The sequence below is a fragment of the Photobacterium lipolyticum genome (assembly GCF_003026475.1).
Taxonomy (GTDB): Bacteria; Pseudomonadota; Gammaproteobacteria; order Enterobacterales; family Vibrionaceae; genus Photobacterium; species Photobacterium lipolyticum.
Map to the genome: position 1 here is coordinate 139067 of NZ_PYMC01000003.1, position 20869 is coordinate 159935.

Annotated in this window: 14 protein-coding genes and 1 tRNA gene; 7 read left to right on the forward strand and 8 right to left on the reverse strand. The window is 44.4% G+C overall.

Annotated features, from left to right (window positions below):
- Positions 1–56: 56 nt before the first annotated feature.
- Positions 57–2132, reverse strand: a complete 2076-nt coding sequence (locus tag C9I89_RS05860; protein ID WP_107282420.1) for an alpha-amylase — start codon at positions 2130–2132, stop codon at positions 57–59.
- A 326-nt stretch (positions 2133–2458) separates the two neighbouring features.
- On the opposite strand from C9I89_RS05860, the gene C9I89_RS05865 reads away from it, so the two are divergent.
- Positions 2459–2938 (forward strand): aminoacyl-tRNA deacylase, encoded by a 480-nt coding sequence (locus tag C9I89_RS05865; protein ID WP_107282421.1) that lies wholly within the window; start codon positions 2459–2461, stop codon positions 2936–2938.
- A gap of 81 nt (positions 2939–3019) precedes the next feature.
- Here C9I89_RS05865 and C9I89_RS05870 read toward each other — a convergent pair whose 3' ends face one another.
- Positions 3020–4504, reverse strand: a complete 1485-nt coding sequence (locus tag C9I89_RS05870; protein WP_107282422.1) for an alanine/glycine:cation symporter family protein — start codon at positions 4502–4504, stop codon at positions 3020–3022.
- Positions 4505–5662: 1158 nt separating this feature from the next.
- Positions 5663–5739, reverse strand: a tRNA-Pro gene (locus tag C9I89_RS05880).
- A gap of 597 nt (positions 5740–6336) precedes the next feature.
- On the opposite strand from C9I89_RS05880, the gene C9I89_RS05885 reads away from it, so the two are divergent.
- The 5 genes from C9I89_RS05885 to C9I89_RS05905 all read left to right on the forward strand — a co-directional run bounded on the left by C9I89_RS05885 (position 6337) and on the right by C9I89_RS05905 (position 12583).
- Positions 6337–6654, forward strand: a complete 318-nt coding sequence (locus C9I89_RS05885) for a hypothetical protein (RefSeq protein ID WP_107282424.1) — start codon at positions 6337–6339, stop codon at positions 6652–6654.
- 608 nt (positions 6655–7262) lie between these two features.
- A complete protein-coding gene (locus tag C9I89_RS05890; protein WP_107282425.1) occupies positions 7263–7628 on the forward strand; it encodes a GntR family transcriptional regulator in 366 nt (121 codons plus the stop codon).
- 8 nt (positions 7629–7636) lie between these two features.
- Positions 7637–8494, forward strand: a complete 858-nt coding sequence (locus C9I89_RS05895; RefSeq protein WP_107282426.1) for an ABC transporter ATP-binding protein — start codon at positions 7637–7639, stop codon at positions 8492–8494.
- Positions 8491–9348 (forward strand): ABC transporter, encoded by an 858-nt coding sequence (locus tag C9I89_RS05900; RefSeq protein ID WP_107282427.1) that lies wholly within the window; start codon positions 8491–8493, stop codon positions 9346–9348. The genes C9I89_RS05895 and C9I89_RS05900 overlap by 4 nt, the downstream gene beginning before the upstream one ends.
- Before the next feature lie 1150 nt (positions 9349–10498).
- Positions 10499–12583, forward strand: coding sequence for a methyl-accepting chemotaxis protein (locus C9I89_RS05905; RefSeq protein ID WP_107282428.1), 2085 nt, complete (start codon positions 10499–10501; stop codon positions 12581–12583).
- A 213-nt stretch (positions 12584–12796) separates the two neighbouring features.
- Here the strand turns inward: C9I89_RS05905 and C9I89_RS05910 are convergent, their stop codons facing one another.
- The 4 genes from C9I89_RS05910 to C9I89_RS05925 all read right to left on the reverse strand — a co-directional run bounded on the left by C9I89_RS05910 (position 12797) and on the right by C9I89_RS05925 (position 18655).
- Positions 12797–13000 carry a hypothetical protein gene (locus tag C9I89_RS05910; protein WP_107282429.1) on the reverse strand — a complete coding sequence of 68 codons (204 nt, stop codon included), beginning with the start codon at positions 12998–13000 and terminating at the stop codon, positions 12797–12799.
- Positions 13001–13112: 112 nt separating this feature from the next.
- Positions 13113–16010 carry an Hsp70 family protein gene (locus C9I89_RS05915; RefSeq protein ID WP_107282430.1) on the reverse strand — a complete coding sequence of 966 codons (2898 nt, stop codon included), beginning with the start codon at positions 16008–16010 and terminating at the stop codon, positions 13113–13115.
- A gap of 183 nt (positions 16011–16193) precedes the next feature.
- Entirely contained in the window at positions 16194–18029 is a 1836-nt protein-coding gene (locus tag C9I89_RS05920; RefSeq protein ID WP_107282431.1) for an Hsp70 family protein, read from the reverse strand.
- A complete protein-coding gene (locus C9I89_RS05925) occupies positions 18029–18655 on the reverse strand; it encodes a DUF2760 domain-containing protein (protein WP_107282719.1) in 627 nt (208 codons plus the stop codon). The genes C9I89_RS05920 and C9I89_RS05925 overlap by 1 nt, the downstream gene beginning before the upstream one ends.
- Before the next feature lie 422 nt (positions 18656–19077).
- Between C9I89_RS05925 and C9I89_RS05930 the strand changes: the two genes are divergently transcribed.
- The gene (locus C9I89_RS05930) at positions 19078–19431 is read left to right on the forward strand and encodes a YajD family HNH nuclease (protein ID WP_107282432.1); all 354 of its coding nucleotides are present in this window, start codon (positions 19078–19080) and stop codon (positions 19429–19431) included.
- A gap of 267 nt (positions 19432–19698) precedes the next feature.
- On the opposite strand, the gene C9I89_RS05935 is transcribed toward C9I89_RS05930, so the two are convergent.
- On the reverse strand, positions 19699–20781 hold the full coding sequence (locus C9I89_RS05935; RefSeq protein WP_107282433.1) for a site-2 protease family protein: 1083 nt from the start codon (positions 20779–20781) through the stop codon (positions 19699–19701).
- Positions 20782–20869: the final 88 nt, after the last annotated feature.

The following is a 20869-nucleotide window of genomic DNA, read 5'->3' on the forward strand; positions in this document are numbered from 1 at the left end:
AGCCAGCGATGCGACATCGCCGGCTTGAATTGCTATGCTGGATTAATCAGTCCTGGTTATTTCTGTTTACCGGCAAATACGACAACAACTTTGTCGCCATTGAATTCGCGGCTGAAGGCGTAGCCTTGATTTTGTGACAGAACTTTAGGCTTACCAGCGCCTATAGCGGGATGACTTTGGCGGAATTGCCCCAGTTTTTGCCAGTGTTTGAGTAAACTCTGGCGCTCAGTATCGGGCTTCCAGTTCATGTCAGAGCGGGTACCATGATGGAAATCATCGGCATAAGGGCCATGTTCACGAGCAACTTCATCCCCGTAATACACTTGAACTGCACCTGGTGACAGCAGTAGTGCCGTCGCCGCGCCACGTTGCATTTCAAATGATTTATAGCGATTAAAATACAACTCAGTATCGTGGGAAGATAAATAGCTGACCGCATTAAAATCCTGATGTTTAGCCAGTGAATCGGCATAGTATTGATATGTATCTGCCATTTCACTGAAGCAGAACGCCCCTGGATCGACCTTTTTCTGCATGTCAAAGTTGATCAGTGCATCAAAACCGTCGTCATAGTAAAAACTGCGGCTAGGACCGTGCCCCCACACTTCACCCATCATCCAGAATGGGGTGTTATTCTCAACCTTGTTGTCTTTTCGCCACGTTTCCAGACTGGCACTCGCTTGTTGTTTTAGCTGTTTCCACACATCACCAGCGACGTGTTTTACTGTATCTACACGGAAACCATCAATACCAAAGCGTTTTACCCAATCTGACTGCCATTCAACCAGATAGTCAGCAACCCGATAGTTGTCACGATTAACGACGTGTGTTCCTGGGTTATCCAGCAGCCATTGTGGTGGTTTTACAAAGTCTTCTGACTCGGTTCTGAAATCAGGCAAGCCTGCCAAGGCTAAAGTCAGATCGCCAGTACCCGGGGTCGGGTAGCCCGGTAACCCTGCACGTACCCAATCGCCACCCCACCAGTTTGCCCAGTTAGGTGATGAATAGTCGATATTTTTATGATAACTGTGCCAGTTCTCTCCCTTGCCCGGTTTCCAGTCGCCCCAGTTTGATGGCAATTCCGAGTCAGGGTTAATTACCTTGACCCCTTGATTTTGAAGATCGGCCAGGGTGGAATAGCCGGAGTGGTTGATAACCGCATCCATTAATATTTTAATGCCGCGCTTGTGCGCTTCTGTTACTAAGGTTTTTAAATCATCCTCGTTACCAAAGTTGGCATCCAGCCGGGTGAAATCACGCGTCCAGTAGCCGTGATAAGAATAAAAAGGGAAGGAGCCGCTTTCACCGCCGCCGACAAAGCCATGGACTTGCTCGACAATAGGTGAGAGCCAGATGGCATTTGTACCCAGACTTTTTATGTAATCGAGTTTGGCGGTTATACCCGCCAGATCGCCGCCATGGAAAGTCGCTACTTCGTCTTTACCATCTTTCTTGCGGCCATAGCTGTGGTCGTTTTCAGTGTTGCCGTTGTTAAAGCGATCTACCATCACAAAGTAGATATTAGCGTTGCGCCATTCAAAGCCCTGAGATTCTGGGGTGATCTTTTCTACGGGTTCAAGCAGTAACAGACCGCCGCTTTCTGCCGCAGGCGTTAAGGCTATTTGCCCGTTTTTGACCTGGGCCTTATTACCGCTGTAAGCATCACGCAGCCAGGTACCATCTGGGAATGTATCTTCCAATCTGATTGAGACTTCACCACCAGAATAAACATCACAGGTAACTTGTGGTAATGGACGTTTGAATTCTGTTTTGTTTTTTTTAGGCTGGCGTTTAATCAGCAGGGTATTGGCGTTGGTATCGAAGTGAAATGCATAGTCACCGGAAAAGCGAATTTTTATTGGCAGTGATGTGTTTTCACCACAGTTGAGTCCTAACGGTTGGTTAAATCTTACTTTCGTCACTGGTTCAGCTGTGCAGTCGCCTTCAAGCCCTGAGACTGTCAGGGTGTAGTCGGCTTTATTTAGCGAGACGACTAACGGGCTGTCAGCAGACAAGGGATAGTCACGACTATTGGTTGGGGTTGCAACAGTGATGGATGGAGCTGCCATCGCGGGTAGGGCTGTAGCGGGCAAGACCGCCATCAGAGCGAGGGTAGAGAGAGTCCTTTTCATAGTCCATTATTTTTGTTGTTAATACGGTAGTGTCAAATATATTGAAAGCATTGATAAATGTAATCATTCGGCTCACTACTCCCCCTTTGAAGTAACCGAGGGCGTAGGTTCGTATCAAAACATTATCTTCGCGCGCAATACTGCATATTGGCGTGGTTTGGGTATAAGCAAATCCTTTTGGATGGATGGGGGGACACGAAGAAGTGAGTAAAAAAAATGATTTAAATATTAATTAATTATCGGTAACAAACCTCGCCGATATAGCGGAGCATTTTCTTTTCTTCGAACTATAATTTTAGGGCTACTTTATTAAAGGAGATCATCTCATGAGTGTCGTACCAAGAGTGAGTGCTTATCTGGATAAAGCCCATGTTCATTATGAATTACTGAAACATGCACGGAGTTTTAACTCCCTGAGTTCGGCTATTGCGTCGAATATCCCGTTAACTCAAGTCGTCAAAGCGGTGATACTTGAAGATCATGAAAGTCGCAAATTGATGGCTATTTTGCCTGCCAGTCATAAAATTAATCTAAGCACGTTGAGTGACGAATTAAATCGGCAGCTCCATCTGATGAAAGAAGAAGACGTTTTTGAATTATTTAAAGACTGTGAACACGGCGCAGTCCCGCCAGTTGCGCAGGCCTACCATATGGATAGGGTGTACGATGAATGTCTGTTGAAACAGCCTGAACTTTATCTTGAAGCCGGTGATCATGCTTATTTAATGCAGCTGAAAAAAGATGGATTTATTCAACTGATGGATGACGCGAAATGTTTACACTTTAGCAACCAGGTATTTGATTAAGCACTTACCGGGTAATAAAAAAGCCAGCATTTCTGCTGGCTTTTTTATTACGTTCGATCTTAATCAGATTTTAGAGATAGCTTACTTCGTTGCTGCTAATGGCTCAGCACCTTCTGGATGCCACGCACCATCTAGCTCGTCCAACTCTGGGAACTTAGAGCGGTCAAATTCTGGTACTTTACCGGCTTTCAGCTGAACTTCGTAATCTTTGATCACTTTGATTGCCAACTTAGATAACAGGATCAGCGCCACAACGTTAATCAGTACCATCAAACCCATAGAGGCATCTGCAAGGTTCCAAACAACAGGCAAAGAAGCTACAGACCCAAACATCACCATTGCCAGTACTGTCAGGCGGAAGATGAACAGGCCTTTTTTGCTGTTGCCATTAAAGAACATAATGTTCGTTTCAGCATAGCTGTAGTTAGCAATGATAGATGAGAAGCAGAACAGGATAATTGCTGCTGCCATGAAGTATGTCGTCCAACCGCCTAGCTCGCTGGTTAGTGCTTGCTGAAGCAGGCCGATACCTGAAGCCGCATCTGGTTGATCCATTACGCCAGATAGCATAATCATTGCAGCAGATGCCGTACAGATAACAATAGTATCAGCAAAGACACCTAGCATCTGAACGAAGCCTTGCGACGCAGGGTGGTTAGGGTTTGGCGTCGCACTTGCTGCAATGTTAGCAGCAGAACCCATACCTGCTTCATTAGAGAACAGACCACGGGCAATACCGCTTTGCATTGCCTGTGCAATCGTATAAGCCACACCGCCAGCTGCAGCTTCTTGCCAGCCAAATGCACTCTTAACGATGAGTATAATAGCCGCAGGAAGTTCAGTGATGTTCATAACGACAATAAGAAGAGCAATTGCGAGATAGCCAACGGCCATTACAGGTACGATGCGTGATGATGCTTGTGCAACTTTGCTAAGGCCACCCATGATGAAAAAGGCCGATGCGAGAACAATGATCACACCCATAACGGTTTTATCGAAGCCGAAAGAGTGGTTCAGTGCATCGGTGATAGTATTGGCTTGTACCGCGTTGAATACGAGGCCGAAAGCAATGATCAGGAACACAGAGAAGAGTGAACCCATCCAACGCTGACCCAGTCCTTTTTCCATATAGTATGCTGGTCCGCCACGGTATTGGCCATCGACGTCTTTAACTTTATATACCTGAGCAAGCGTTGACTCGATAAAAGCCGTCGACATACCGAAAAGGGCCATTATCCACATCCAGAAAATAGCCCCCGGGCCACCCACGGCAAGCGCAACGGCAACACCTGCCATGTTACCGGTACCTACACGTGCGGCCATCGAGGTGCAGAACACCTGATAAGAACTGATACCGTTTTCAGTATTTTTACCGGTATTTAATACAGTAATGGCATGTCGGAACTGTCGGATTTGAATGAAGCCTAAACGGAAAGTGAAATAGATACCTACACCAACAAGTAGGTAAACAATAAGTTGGCCCCATAGAACACCGTTAATAGCACCGATGACGGTCATCAGACTGTCGTTCAGTGATGTTAACCAAGTTTCATTCGTAACACTCATAAAATTTTCCTGTAACTAAGGCTCAGTCAGCAATTTGCTGATTGAGCGAACTGGAACGTCAATTTCAGTGACTGTTCGTGAATACGATTCTGGATTTATATTTTGTTATTGCTCACGAATGAACAGGTTGAACAACCCGTTGCATTTACAAATGTGAAACATCGAATCGATAGTATCGCCTAAAGAAGGCGCTGAAAGTTAGCATGGAATCCTGATTTCCCAGTGCGATCGAGATCACACTTTTCGAATGATTGTAATGCAATAAATGTATTTTGAATATAAAACAACAATAAAAAGTTTTAATTATCATGATATTGTTGTTTTTTTGCGGTTAAAGATAAATTTGTGATTTTGAACACTGAAAAGTTGATCTTGATGGTTATTTAATCAAAAAACAGGGGGGAACGGTATTTCAAGTGAAAGTTATTGTTACATTCTCGCAGCATTTCGGTCAAAAATGACTGGTTACGATATTTTCTATTCATAATGAGCCATGGTATGAGGTAGGTGATTCCTTTGAATGGCTGGGGGATGAAGGAGGAAAGTGCTCCGGGTTAGGGAGCAACGATAATTTTGTTTCCACTGCAATGTAATGGATTTAACCGTTATATTTATTTTGGTCCTACTAGATAGGGCGTTTATTTACCATTAGTAAACCTGAAGTGCTTTGACAGGTATTGACTACTATTGGCTAATTGATTAGTGAATATAGTGTGGCTGTAGTGTTTTAAGATAGCCACTCAGTTGCTTTACCGTGGCCGATTGTGGGTGTTCTCCGATTTTGAACTGATGGCCGCAAATACAGATGAAGACACCTTTGTCCGTAACAAGGAACTCGTCTGACTGGCCACATACGTCACACTTGGGAAGAACCCCCATAGCAATATCCTCTTATGATTAGTATGTCTTTGATGATTCTTAAGACTAACAAATAGTACTACGAGTTTTTTTAGTTTGCTGTACTGTGAAAATGAAATTGAGAGTTATAGTAGATTTTTGAGACAGGGTTACCATATTTGCATTTTTTCAATCAGTATTAATTGCATATGGAGAGGTATCTCATGGTCGAGGCTAAAGCTTGCACTAGCAATGTTTAATAAATGGTATAGAAGTCGAAGAGAAGGGCGGGAATGGTTTTCAGAGATGAAAATGACCTTTTGGTCGGACATACTGGATTCGAACCAGCGACCCCAACTCCCCCAGAGTTGTGCGCTACCAAACTGCGCTAATGTCCGCCAAAAAGCCATGTTGTGTGTTGCTTTGAGCAGGTTATCAAAGCTTACGAATCTTGCATACTAATTACTTGAGGCAGTTCATAAAAAAGTTAAAATTAGTGATGCAGAACACAGCAGCATTGATGTTACAAGCATTTGTATTATTCATTGGCTAGCGATGGTAAGACCTAAAAATCATCACTAGAGGCTATCGGCAGGCCGGATAGTAGAACGGCTTGATAGTAGAGTGCCCGCTTTGATGATTCTTGCCACGCCATGACATTTTTGGCACTATTTATCTGTTTCAGTTAAAATTAAGTTCACATAGACCTCATCTGGGGGTATATTTGCTTAAATTGACTGTCTTTTTGGCATCAAACCACAAATATCAATTATAATTACTAGGTAACCAGGTATCACTCTTGGTTGGTTTGTTCGTTGGCAAGGCCTTTACCAACCTCTCCTTTCATATGAGGTTGTTAATTTATTTAATTTGACACTTTATAGAACCAAGTTGCCTACACTGAGATGCTTCTATTGTAGGGAATACTATTAATACAATCCTTTGGGTTTTGCCGAACTCTGAGTGGTTGCTTCGTATGATTTAAGAGGTAGTTTATGGATAATTTTGCAGCTGCAGAAAAAGCGCTGAGTGCAATGTTAAAAAATGTTGAGTCGGGAAAAGGTATAAAAGAAGAACGTACTGATTACCGTCAGGCTTTGATCGATTTTGCAGATGAAGTCCCAGGTCGACAGAAAGCGGTGATTAAGCGGATGCCACTGCATAAAATTAATAACCTTATTGCTGTATTGCATGAATTCAAAGAAGAAGCACGTCAGGTGCGAATGAATGAAATTCTAGCATTAATGGAAAAAGACGGGGTTCAGCCAGGTGAATTACTTGCCAAAGATGAATTACTCGCCAAAGATGAATAACATTTTAGACTAATAGTCAGCTTGTATTCACAATCCAAATCAAAATCAATGGCTTATTAATCTATGGTGAGGTTTTAACGCATTTATCAATCTTTGATTGTTATTGGGCTATTGTACACTTGCCATTAACTGTTGGTATTTTTCTGTAATGCCTGATATTACATACAGAGATATATGAGAACCCGAATTGATTTTTTTGGTGTTTATTAATACCCTAATTCTGCTGGTTGGAATGAGCTTCTCTTAGTTTGTTTGTATGTGACTTTTTGTGATTGTGTATTGGGTGGAACCGTCGCTGGCCGGTATTGATATTGTCCCACATTGAATATTTTGAATAGGGTGCCGAATTGAATATTTAGCGCCTTATCTTATCGTTTTTTGTTTTCCCCTCTTTATATACCCATCTCACTTCTAAATGCGAAATTCAGGATTTTTCCTGGGGATTCTCGATGAATCCTACATCTTGAAATCGATTAACCATATTTTGGCACTTCCTGCACTTCCTGCACTTCCTGCACTATCCGCTGTGGTTTTAGTCTAACAGTCTTGGCTTCTGCTTGTATTGGTGTTATATATCACTATAACAGTGGGTGGTGGATGAGTTACAGATGAATGACTGGGGCGATGAATTGCCGATTTACAAACAGTTAAGTCAACGCATTATCAGTCAGATCGCCGATGGTATCTGGCCTGAAGGGAGTATGTTGCCTTCGGTTCGGGGAGTTGCTGCAGATCTGAAAATTAATCATTTGACAGTCATGAAAGGGTATCAGCAGCTAGTTGATCAAGGTTTCATTGAGAAAAAACGCGGACAGGGGATGGTTGTATTAACGGGTGCTGTCGAGATGATTCGAAAAAGTCAGAAGCAACACTTCCTTGATAAAGAACTTCCCGAATTGGCAGAGAAATTAAACAGAATTGGTTTATCAGACGATGAACTGCTTCAGGCACTTGAACAATATAGAATCAGGTAGTGTAAGACGTGGACATATTAATAAAAGCTGAAAAACTGGGTAAGTCTTATCGACAGCAACAGGCATTAGCGAACATTAGTTTTGAATTAAAAGCTGGCCAGATATTAGGTTTGCTGGGACATAATGGCGCAGGTAAATCGACGTTGATTAAGTCTTTGCTCGGCGCTCATGACTATGATGGCGAGCTGGCGATATTTGGTTTATCGCCTAAAAAAGATCGAGCGCTTATTGTAGAAGATCTGGCATATATTTCTGATGTTGCAGTATTACCAGAGTGGATGAAGGTATCTCAGTTACTGAAGTACATGTCGGGTGTTCATCCGAATTTTGAACTTGAGAGAATGAGGGCCTTTCTCAATAAAACAGATATTAAAAGCAGTAGCAAGATTGGCAGTCTATCGAAGGGAATGAAAGTGCAGTTGCATTTAGCGGTTGTAATGTCGACCGATGCAAAAGTACTGATCCTGGATGAACCAACGCTAGGCCTGGATTTAATCTACCGAGATACTTTCTATCGTTATTTAATGGAATGGTTTCATGATGGAGACCGGGCATTGATTATTGCCAGTCATGAGGTGTCTGAAGTTGAACATTTATTAAGCGATGTGTTGATTTTGCGCAAAGGTGAGATGGTTTTGCAGGCACCGCTAGAACAAGTGGAAGCACAATATACACAGCTGACGGTAGAGCAGCACAATCTGGCACAAGCTCAGGCATTGAAACCGATCTATCAAAAGTCGGGATTGGGCCTGCATTCATTATTATTCGAAAATGTATCGCGGGAAGCCCTGATGCCACATGGGAAAATATCTCAACCAGGTCTGGCCGAGATATTTATTGCAAAACAACAGGAGGCGTCAAAGTGAACCCGGTTATTTATATGCTGGAGAAAGAGTTAATCGAGCATAAACTCATTACTCGTCTGCCTATCCTCCTTGGACTATTCGCTGTGGTTATTTTTGTCCTGCTAATGAGCGGCGATAACAGCAATTTTTATTTTCAAATATCAGGTGATTATACCTGGACTGGTTTAGCGGTTGTCACCGGTTTTGCCGGGATCATTGGTAAGGTGAATGTTATCGTCGCGGGAATGGTCTCGGTGGTGTCTTTTTTTGCCTATATACCGAAAACCTTGCGTAAGGAACGTCAGGAAGGCAGTTTGATGTTTTGGCGTTCAATGCCTGTTACAGATCATCTGGCGATAGCCGTTAAACTGATTTTTGCTCTAATTGTTATTCCGTGTATTGCTTCATTATTATTGCTGTTTTCAGATTTGATCGTATGGTTGCTAGGAAGTTGGCTGTTACCCGTCGATATGCAGGCATCATCTTCCATTAGTTTGTTGGCGATGGCATCGCATTGGTTTGATTTTCTCGGCCGAATGGTCTTTGTAAGTTTGGCCTTATTGCCGATTGCCTGTTTGCTGCTGGTACTTTCGCAGATCACCAGTCATCCATTGATCTCGTTATTTGTTGCTGTGCTGATGATAAATCTGCTGACCTATATGATCTTTGGTTCAAGTAGCGTGGGCGATTTTCTCAGCGACATCTATCACCTGCCATTTAACATTCTAGTGGGTGACAGCCCGGTAATGGATTTCTTTAGTTTAGGGCCAATAACACTCATCGCCCTGTTATTGGCAAGCGGCGGATTGTTCTCTTTGAGTGCCCAACTTCGAGGCTCTGATGATATTGCAGAGCGTTTTGGGATGAGTCGTTGAACAATATATCCAAGTCGTTTCAAGAGGCTGGATTTAGTTTGAACTCAGCACGTTCAATTCAAGGAAATGAGCACAGGAATGATTGTTCATTTCAAGCTGAAACGAGCATGTGGACGTCACTTGGGTATAGTAATCACCAGTAGATACGGTTAGTTATAACTACGTTTATAGGAGGTTTAGAGAAGAAAAAGCCATCGTTGAACTGTATAAAAGACAGATCAACGATGGCCTTACATAACATTTTCCGTTTCAATCTGCGAGGTTAAAGCAAGTTAGTTTAATCGGCAGTGCCTCGTATCATATCGATGAATGAAGTAAATATTATTTCAAGTCGCATTCGGTTGCATCGATGATGTGAACAGCCTTTTTCACCTCACCGGTAAGGTTGCTAATAGAGTCGGTTGTTTCATTAATTACCGCCTGATCCTAATTGGCCATTACATTACGTACAAAAGCGTGGTTTATGAAGGTTCGAATTAAATTAAAATACTAGGAATTTGTTAATTTATGATTTTTAAATGTATATAACGGATGTTACTAATCTTAGTGGCTGTATGGGGTTCAACGCAAAATTTAATGTATGTGTGAATCATACAACCAATAATCATCGAGAGAATACATTGTTCTATATGGATTTACCTCGAGGTTAAAAAGGTGTCAATATTTAAGCGTTCCAATTGAATGATTATGTGTCTCATGTGTTGAAATTTTACTTATAAATATGCTTAATAGGAATTGGCAATATAATATAAAAGATAAAGTCACCTTGCATTAGTTTATGGCAGGATAAAATTATTTGGTCGATAAAAATATTTTGCTTGTCTTCTATGTAAGTCCACGCTGGTAAGCGTGTTCTGCTTATTGTTGGAATGCGGCCACATAAGTTGTTGAAAAAAAGCTAAAAGATATGAAATGTCAACTATAAATGATTCATGGCTCATAATTTCACTGATATTTTTTGTATGCATACATTATATAATGTAAGTTCTCGCAGCTGAGATGCTTACCTATAGCTATAATTCTAAATATTTCAGTTATTTTTATATCTTTAAATAGGTAAAAATTGATCGAAGAGGTTTACGGTGCAGGATGTATAATAACGCCTGCAATCAGTTAAGAATAATCCTATATATGTCGTGAAGGTATACAGATGCAGTTTTCGAGTATTAAACAACAAATCATGTTGTTTGGAGGAGCTAGCTTGCTCGCGGTCACCGTCGCAATGCTTGGTTATAGTAATTACAGCGGCACAAATCTCAGCCAGCAGCTGGATAAATTAGTATTATATGATGCAGAAACAGCATTGAAAGAAAATTTAAGCTTGTCAGCCAAGGTTGAGGCTGGAGAAATTAACATTGTGTTTAATCAGGCAATGGAAATAGTCGCCAGTTACACGTCAGCTTTCAGTGCAGAAGATCCGAAAATATCACGACAAAGTGCCATTCAATTATTAGAAAATACCATTAATAATACGCCAAATATCATAGGTATTTATACTGGTTGGGAAGTGAATAAATATGATGGTCAGGCAAGCAGTTATATTACTGATAAATATTCACAACCCAATGGTGAATTTAGTCCGTATTTTAACCGTTCGGCGTCTGGTGAAGTGCGTTCGGAAGCAACATATCCTTTCTATTCGACTCGCATGACAGAAACGGGGATCCGCGAATCTGAGTGGTATTTATGTCCAATGGAAACCAAGCTAGCCTGTGTGATTGATCCGGCAAGTTATAATATTCAAGGTGTATCAACACTCATGAGTTCATTTGTTGCTCCGGTAATACGTAACGGCGAATACGTTGGAATGTTCGGTGTCGATTATTCGCTTAATTTCTTACAATCATTGGCAACAAAGACTGCAAAAGGACTGATTTCTGGTCAGTCGCGGGTCATTATCTTAAGCGCGTCGGGTATTGTCAGTGCTGATAGTGGCGAGCCGACTAACATTGGTAAAACGCTGTCTGCTACGTCGTTACAAGAGATGATCACTTCTCGTCGTGTCGGTGAAACGGTAGTGAGTGGTAACGATTTGATTGCAACCGCAGGTTTTAAGACAACGGGCACCAATGCTCAATGGGAAGTAATTGTTATTGCGCCAGTGGATGTTGCATTAGCCAATGCCCAGGCAATTGTAAATACCGTTACTGCGCGTATTTCTGACAACTTATCCGGGCAGATGGGCGTTGGTCTAATTGCCGGTCTGCTTGGTTTGATTTTGATGTGGTTTGTATCGCTATCGATTGCCTCACCAATTAGCGTGCTGGTATCGCGTGTTAAAGCACTGACTCACTCGGGGGGGGATTTAACACAACGTATCAATATTGAGCGTAAAGATGAAACGGGTCAGCTGGCAAACCACCTTAATACCTTTATTGCCGATGTTCGAGGCATTGTGACGGATATTGCTGGAACAGTTGGTTCATTAACACAAAGTGTAACAGCGACAGCAGAGGCGGCAACACTGAGCCAAACGCAGATTACGGCTCAGCGTCAGGAAATCGAACAAGTGGTCACGGCGACCAATGAGATGTCATCGACGGCTCACAGCGTATCTGATAATGCCCAGGAAACGGCGGGTGCAGTGTCACTCACCCAGCAATCTGTGAATCAGGGTCAGGATGTGGTTGGCGCGAACGCCGAAGGTTTACGTGATCTTGCTAATAATGTGATTGATGCCACCCAAAAAATTGAAGAGCTTGAAAAGCAAACCAGTGACATTGGGAGTATTTTGGACGTGATCCGTAATATTTCTGAGCAAACGAATCTACTGGCATTGAATGCCGCGATTGAAGCTGCCCGTGCGGGTGAACAAGGCCGGGGCTTTGCCGTTGTTGCTGACGAAGTAAGAAACTTAGCAACCAAGACCGCAGATTCGACGGATGAAATTCAGCAAATGATTAACAGGCTGCGTACAAGCAGTAAGCAAGCCGTTGATACGATGCAGAAGAACCGAGAGTTGAGTGATAAGTGCATGTCGCATGCTGAAGAGGCTGTGAAAGCCCTTGATGAAGTGAGCGTGCAGAGCGGTAAAATTCAAGATATGGCACATCAAATTGCCAGTGCAGCCGAAGAACAAGCCGCTGTAACCGAAGAAGTTAATCGCAGTATTGTGGCGATAAATGACGCCGCGGAAAATATTGGGAAAGGTTCGCAAATGGCGCAGGAAGAGAGTAATAGGGTCGCAGGATATACCAATGATGTAAGTTATAAGATTAATCACTTTAAGTATTAGATTGATGACTTGGTTAGGCGTTATATAGCCATAAAAAATAAGTGCTTATACTAAATACAGAACCGTTGAACGATCTTAGAAGGCGGACATAATCTGGGATCAGTTATTGATTCCGGGTTTTTATCTTGCTTCAATAGTGAAGAGCTAAATAGGCGTAATAAACACGGAGAGCATGGCTCTCCGTTTCTATCAATGAGCAACTAAGCGAAGCGATTAAGCCGCAGCGACATTTTTGATGTAATTTACTTCAGCCCGGTACTTTTTTACATTACGAGAAAGTGTACCTTTGGGTAACTCAAAACGTTTTTCTGCTTCATAGCTTGATAATCCATCAAAGATCACGGCAGCAACGGCTGTACGCTGGTCTTCGGATTTAAAGATACGTTGAGCTATTAAATGAAATTGGGAATGGGTCATGGCTATACTCACTAAAACTTTCATTTTTGATAAGCTTTAAATGTATAGAAATGCGCTTAAAGCTTAACGTTGTTATTACGTTGTAGCCTACCAAGTTAACCCTAACGTAAGCTTAATCAATCAAACGTAATCCCGTTGGCAGGGCATCACCAAATACCCGTTTGGTTTCAGATTCAGTCAGTACTTTGACTTCCGATACCATTTGAATCCAGCTTGCCGGCGCTTTACAGGCTTTCAGCTTGGCAATGACCTTTTTGCGGTTTTCTTCGTCGATATCTAAGGTACGATCACCTGTCATACGACACATCATCACCGCAGCAAAGGCAATATTAGGATCTTTACGCCAGTCGAAATCCATCAACTCAGGTAAGCAGTAGGCGATATGCTGAGGAGACAATAAGTTATGCGCGCTACCGTAGAACGGGCTACGGGTTGCGATACGACCGATTGCCCACCAGTGGGCCTGGGAATATTGTGTTTTTTGTAAGCGGCCAAAGATTGATTCAATCAATTGCAGTTTATTTTCAAACGGCAAATGCTCAAGAGATGCAGCCAGACGCACCATGTCTTCATAACTGCGCTCTTGCATCTCTTTGCTCAATTTACTGTTGCGCGTTGCACTCGGGCTGATGTACTTCGCGATATCTTTAAAGATCACAAGTTGCTGTTCCTGAGTCAGACCACCGGCGATACGGCGCCAGAATGTCCACCAGTCGCTCCAGGTCTGGGTATTATCGCTAAACTGGACACTATGCTGATAGAGCGGCCAGATTTGTTCCATACGCCATTCATCAGAGGGATAGCCAAAACCTGGCCGCATTGTGAAGCCAGTCAGTTTTAACCAGTTTCTTTCATGGATGTCTGAACGACGGCGACGTTTCTTGCTGTCTAGCAGGGTATCTGCCAGCTCCCTCAAGCATGGAGTTTCCCAAGTGTCGCGTTTGCCTAGTAGTTTGTCTAAATCGTTACGCAGCGTTTTGATCGCTTTGTTGTTGGTCTTTTTGGTACTGCCACCATATATCAGCTTAATGGCGTCAATTGCTTCTTCCATGCGGGCTGGAAGGATCGATTGGGCAAGGGTGGAATCACCTTTGTTACGATTTAAGCGCGCCAGATCTTTACGAATACCAAACTCAACTTTCCAGCGTTTTCTGTCGTCGCTTACGCTAACGCATTCGATCAGCAGAGTACCGACTTCGGTGAGCTGGCAGGCCAGTGTCACTTCTTCGCGATCTTTCTGGTTAGCAGCAAGCTCGGCGCGATCTCGCTCGCTTTCAAGCGTTGCAATGAAAGGAGGAAGGGTGACGAAACTTTCGTTATCACTGTTATTTTCAAAAGTGACAAGCTCACCAATTTTGGTATGACTGTCATCTGTGGAAGAGATCAGATTAAAGCGGACAGGCTCACCGAGGGTGAGAGCAAATGTTCGCTGGTCAAGTCGTACTTCAGTACCTTCACCGATCCCTTTCGGCAGCAGGCACAGACCTTGTTTGCATTTCTTTTTACCTTCCAGCATTAAGAAGAAAGAACGTGCAGACCCCCCGCCGATTTTTAATTGAGCACCGTGACGGGCTTTGGCGTAGGCGACGGCGCCATAAGCGACTGCGAGATCGGGGTGTGGGTTATGAAGCTCAGTGACACTGTCACCTCGCCAGTTGGAAAAAATGTTTAACACGCGCTCTGATAATAACGGGCTGTTAAACACGCCGCCATTCAATAGTACTGCGGAAGGAATGATCGGCTGGTCTTCAATTAATTCACTGTCGCTCGTGGTTAGCGCTTCATGGTCGGCTAAGGCTTCACGGCATACGCTAGCGTGCAGATCAATGAACTGGGCAAGGTGTTTGCTGATTGCCGGATCGGCAGCGTAAGGCAGGCCAAATTCAACCACGGCGGCCTGGCGATGGCTGGGTTGATCCGTAAATTCTGTCAGTGGGAAGAAGCCATCTAGCGCAATATCATGGACTTCTTCACGGGTTAGCTCGATGCTTTTAGCGCCACCTATCAGGCGCGAGCCACTGCCCAATAACGTGACTTTGGCCGTAGCAGGTGCATTGTCAGAGAGTAATTGTTCTTTAACCTTACGGGTTTGCTGGATCAGTTTTGACAGGCCTGCAGCACTGAGTTTTTTTGCACTGCCATGCAGGCGCTGCTCTGCTTTATGAGCGAGGGCAAGATCAAGGTTATCGCCGCCCAGCATCAGGTGATCGCCCACGCCGATACGATCCAGTGCGAGTTTGTTGTTTTTAGAGCTGACTTTGATCAGGCTAAGGTCGGTTGTACCACCGCCGACATCACACACCATCAGCAATGGAATGTCTTTTAATAATTCTTCGGCCTGATCTTTATTTTGAGTGTACCAGTCGTAGCAAACCGCTTGCGGTTCTTCTAACAACAGGACGTTTGGCAGACCAGCCATAGCGGCCGCTTCCAGTGTTAATGCCCGTGCGGCTTCATCGAAAGAAGCCGGAACGGTGATCACGACTTCCTGCTCGCATAATATTGCATCCCGGTGATGGTAATCCCATGCCTGACGCACATGATTGAGATAACTGGCACTGGCAACAACAGGTGAGACTTTCTCGACGCTCGTGTTTACGCTATTCGAAGCCCCCTTATTTGCAGACCAGGGCAAAATGGCTTCGGTGCGGTCAACACCGGTATGGGATAGCCAGCTTTTGGCACTGACGACCTGACGGCCTTCTACTTTAGCGCCAAGCTCACGGGCAAACTCACCGATGATCACGTTCTCAATTTCACCGGCGACGGGCTGAATATCCCAAGGCAAGACTAACTCGGCTTCGTTCATTTCCCCTGATGCAGGGTGATAGCGAAAAGAGGGAAGCAGCGGCTTGCGGGCAACTTCACCGGGTGCGATAAGCTGGTCAATTTCAAAAATAGTAATTGGGCTGGATTCAAGATCGTCACCGATTGGTGAATAGGCGACAACAGTGTGAGTGGTGCCTAAATCGATACCAACAAGAAAACGCGGGGAAGAGGGTGAAGACATTGTTTACTCCAGAGTTGATCCTGAATTCAGGTGTTCACTACGGAATGGCTTTGAACGCCGAATATGGCTGGTGGCAGTGAATTCCCTACAGGATGGTATCTTCAATGTTATATTTATATTTTTCGCAATAACAGTACGACAAAAAATAACGGCGCATCAAGATGCGCCGTTATAAGGTAGGGATTACTTTTCGCGTACGTCGAATTCAACCTGCCATTTCTGGCCGCCGTCGGTCGGTATTGCTTCAAGGCACAGCGTACCGAGTTCCGTTACATGGGAAGCAAGACGAACAGGAACAACTTCACCAGCAGTGCGGCCATCAGCAACAGGAAGAGTTACCTGAATTGCAGGAAGTTCTTCCAGTTCCTCTGGTTGCCACCAGTCAAGATGGGTGCCAGCAGGATCTTCTCGGCGTACCGTTGAACCAAAGAATTTGAATTGAACCGGTTGGCCAATAATCAGACCAAATTCCCGGCTTGGTACTTCAGCGTGAGTGCCTTCTTCCATACCAAACGGTGCCACACACAATGCTTCCAGAGGTGGTTCCATACCCGGAATGGCCGGCATAGAGCTTTCGATACCGACGTAGTAGCTGCTTGCAATACCGCCACGGATACGGACACCTTTACCACGGCGAACAGAGCCGTAGTAAGAGGCACCACTTGCAACTGCCAGATCAAGATCCAGACCTTCCAGCAGCTTCGCTTCTTCATTACCGGCTGTGGTCAGCCAGTTGTTGATGATTGAAAGCAGGCGATCAGACAGCAGTTCAGACTTCAGTACACCGCCGTTGAACAGGATAGCTGTCGGGCGGATAAAGCCTTCGTGTAGTTGGTCGTATTTTTCGAACAGTTCATCAACCGCTGAAGACTGACGGCTTAGGAAACCGGCAACATGGCGAGAAACGGCCGCATCTTGCGCATAGGGCAGGCCCATTTGAGTCAGGGCGCCACGTTGCATTTCTACCGGATGTTCTTCAATGCTGTTACGTGGGAAGAAACCTTCAACCAGTGTTTGCTGAACTTCTTCTTGTGTCAGTTCCGTTTGCAGGGTGCCACTTAGTAGCTTGGAACCGCGGCTTGGCACAACAATCGGCACAGCCTGAAGTTCTGCATCACTTAGCAGGGCTTCTTTGGCATCACGGCAAGCGTGGGTAATAGCCTGGATCTGCCAAGGCTGAAGTTGTTTACCATCTTGTGCCAGCTTCATCTTCAGACGATAAGCCAGCGCCAGATCCATATTGTCACCACCGAGCAGGATGTGATCACCAACCGCGACGCGGTTCAGGGTCAGATTACCTTCTTCTTCGGTTACCGCGACTAAAGAAAGGTCAGTAGTACCACCACCGATATCGACCACGAGGATCACATCACCCACGGTGACTTGATCACGCCAGGTATCATGGTTGTTTTTCAGCCAGCTATAAACCGCAGCCTGTGGCTCTTCCAGCAACGTCATGTGCTTGAAGCCCACGCTGCGTGCTGCTTCTGCCGTCAGGTCACGTGCTGCCGGATCAAAAGAGGCCGGAACCGTGATTGTGACGTCCTGATCAAACAGTGGCGTATCCGGGTGCTGGTCGTTCCATGCTTCTGCCAGATGCGCAAGATAACTGCGAGTGGCTTCGACAGGAGACACTTTTGCAACTTCTTCCGGGCTGTTCAGCGGCAGGAAGGCATCACGGCGATTCACACCGCCATGGCATAACCAGCTTTTTGCACTGGCGATAAGTCGAATCGGTGTTTTGCTACCAAGCGTACGTGCCATTGCACCAACGATGGCATTTGGTTGCGCGCTCCATGGCAGGGCAGTGTCGCCTTCTGCAAGCTCAGATTCGTGAGCCTGATACATGAATGACGGCAGTTGATCTTTCTCTTCAACATTACCTGGTGTGGTAAGTTGAGCGATCGGCATGACGCTTACTTGTGCTTCTTCATCTTGCAGATCGACATAAGACAGTACGCAGTGAGTGGTACCTAAGTCGATACCAACGCTAAAACGATGTTCTTGTGTTTCTTGCATTACAGTTCTACCTCAGCGGCGGCAACAATATTAGCATCGTGACCTTCTGCCAGTTTAGGCAGTTTAACTTCAGTCACTTTCCAGCCGCGATGAATAAGGGTTCCGGTGAAAGGTGCTTCGCCAACGACATTACCTGTAAGACGCACTTCAGAGGCGTTAAAGCCCTGTGGCAGGGTAATGCGGGATTCTTCGTCTTCAGAACGAACAGGAGCAAAGCGGAAGTATTCGTTTAGGACTTTCTGGCCGCCTTCATGAATAACACGGGCAGCAGCACCGATTTCAGCATCAGCAAAACCTCTCAGGTCTTCTTGCATGAAATCAATAAAACGGGCTTCTTGTTGCAGAAGTGACAGTAGCTGAAGTGCAGCATCAGGCGTAGCCGTTTTCAGTTTTGGCTCAACTTCAATAATTTTTTCTACGATCTTTTCTACTTCTACAATTTTCTCGACAGGTTTTTCAACCTCAACGATTTTCTCTACTTCGACTTGTTTTTCGACAATTTTTTCAACTTCAACTGGTTTGCCTTTTTTTGCAATATAGAGAGCCAGTAAAATTAATACAAAACCACCCAGCCATGCATGGCCCATATCGATGGTAGTCGGGATTGCCGATAGATCAACAGTCATATTAGAAAAATCAAAAGCCATATTCATTTACTCTTAACAGTGAAAAATCGATTCACTATGAACAATTTGGGCAGAATACTAACATAATCATGTCGTATTACATCTAAGCTGCAAGTATTTATTACCCAAAAAGCAAGAAGAATCGTTGCCTTAGTTTATTTTACAGTCAATCCAGCCTTTTAGCATGGCCGTTGCCTAAGCTATGCTGTTTGAGTATGCAGCAATAGGCATTGTATCATCCACAGAATATAAGTTGTTACCTGTTTAAAGGCATTAATTGTGTATTAACATTGCGTACTTGGTCAGGTATTGTGAGAAGAAATCAGTTAAACTACAGCCTGTTTACCTTTCAATATTGCCGCTATTATGTTTAAAGGTAAACAGGTCCTAAATCAAGTTCTACCGAAATTACAGGTTTAAATATGTCATCTGATATTTATGGCACCAGTGCCAGTTATGCTCGTCAAGAGCAAGGTTACCGAGAGAAAGCATTAAAGCTCTATCCGTGGGTATGTGGTCGTTGTTCTAGAGAATTTGTCTATTCAAACCTTCGTGAACTGACGGTTCACCATGTCGACCATGACCACACCAATAACCCGGCAGATGGCAGTAACTGGGAACTGTTGTGCCTTTTCTGTCATGACCATGAGCATGAAAAATACACAGAACATGATCAGCAGACCGGCAGTGTGATCAAAGCGGGTGAAGATGAACATGAAGCTGCGACCTTTAATCCATTCGCAGATCTGAAAGCGATGATGGAAAAGAAGAAGTAAAAATTAAGGGACGAGTATCTAGTTACTCGATTCTCGTCCCTAGTATCTAGTGCTTCATCACAGAAGTTTTGACGAGTTCAGTCACCACCTTCGTCATTCCGTAAAGTGAGGTACGAACTTATACGGAATCTAAGGCGCGCACGGTTAGAACTGGATCCCGGATATCTCGTTCCTCGATTCCGGGACGACGTGCTTCAACTAGTCAAAACCTGTGTGAAAGGGTACTAGGTTCTCTATTCTCGCCACTCGAACCTAGATTCTTCCTCCCTAAGATCCCAACACCTGTAACGGCAAGCCGAGCATTGTGTCCCCTGTGCCGGCGAAATACCAGATAATACCTACCAGCGAACTCACTAATCCGAGATACCAGACAAAAGCGACAATCTGACCATAACGGTTCAGTGGAAGCAGATGACTTTGGTGGCGGTATTTCCATTCAAACAAGATTTCAACATTGCCCATAACCAGCAGGAAACCAAATAGGGTCAGACCCAGCTTGTAGCTTATGATCACTCCGCCAACAGCCGCTAAAGCACACAGGGCAATACCTATTTTACTGTTCATCGAAAAGCTGATGCTTTTCAGGACGTGACCACCGTCTAACGGTAGAATGGGCAGCAGGTTAAACAGGTTTAACAGGGCGTTGAATACTGCGAGTCCGGCAAAGAACATTTCGCCAGTGATCCAGTACGCCACGATACATAGCAACGACATGATCAGACCAAAGAGCGGGCCCATTATCGAGATAACCACATCTTGCCAGCGAGTGTTGATCTTTTCGTCACTCAGTGCCAAACCACCCAGAAAGGGGATTAAATAGATGCCTTTGGTTTTCATTCCAAAGTATTTCATGGCGCGGATATGACCGTATTCATGGAAGATCAGACAAGCAACTAGCGCCAGGGCAAACTGCACCGAAAACAGCCATGAATAAGCCGCCAAGCTGGCTGCTGCTAACACCCCTTTGATAATTTTGACACTCTTTAATGCTTTCATGCCTAAAGAGACAAGGCCAATCAGGCTGAATTTACGTTCGGATGTCGGCGCAGTGCTTGGTGTTTGTTGTTCGATGTCTTTCTCATTTCGAGATCCGTCGGCAATAACTTGCTCATTGGCTCTGACACTATATTCGATAAGAAATGGCTGCCAGTTCAGAACGATATCCAATCGACAGTTTATCGTTTCTACACCATTGCTGAGTTCAAACTCATGAATATGGGGATCGCTGTGCTCTGCATTTGCATCAAGCTGCGATACCAGAGTGTTATCCCAGAAGAGTTGTTGCCAGCCAGCCATCGATCCTTCCAAACGTAATGGCCGGCCAAGAAAATCAAGCGTTAATAATTCCAATGCAAAACCTTATTCATCGAGATATGAGTGCCTTGCACTCTGTTTCAGCAGGCGAGTGTATTGGTTTATGTATGGAGTAGCCAGTTTT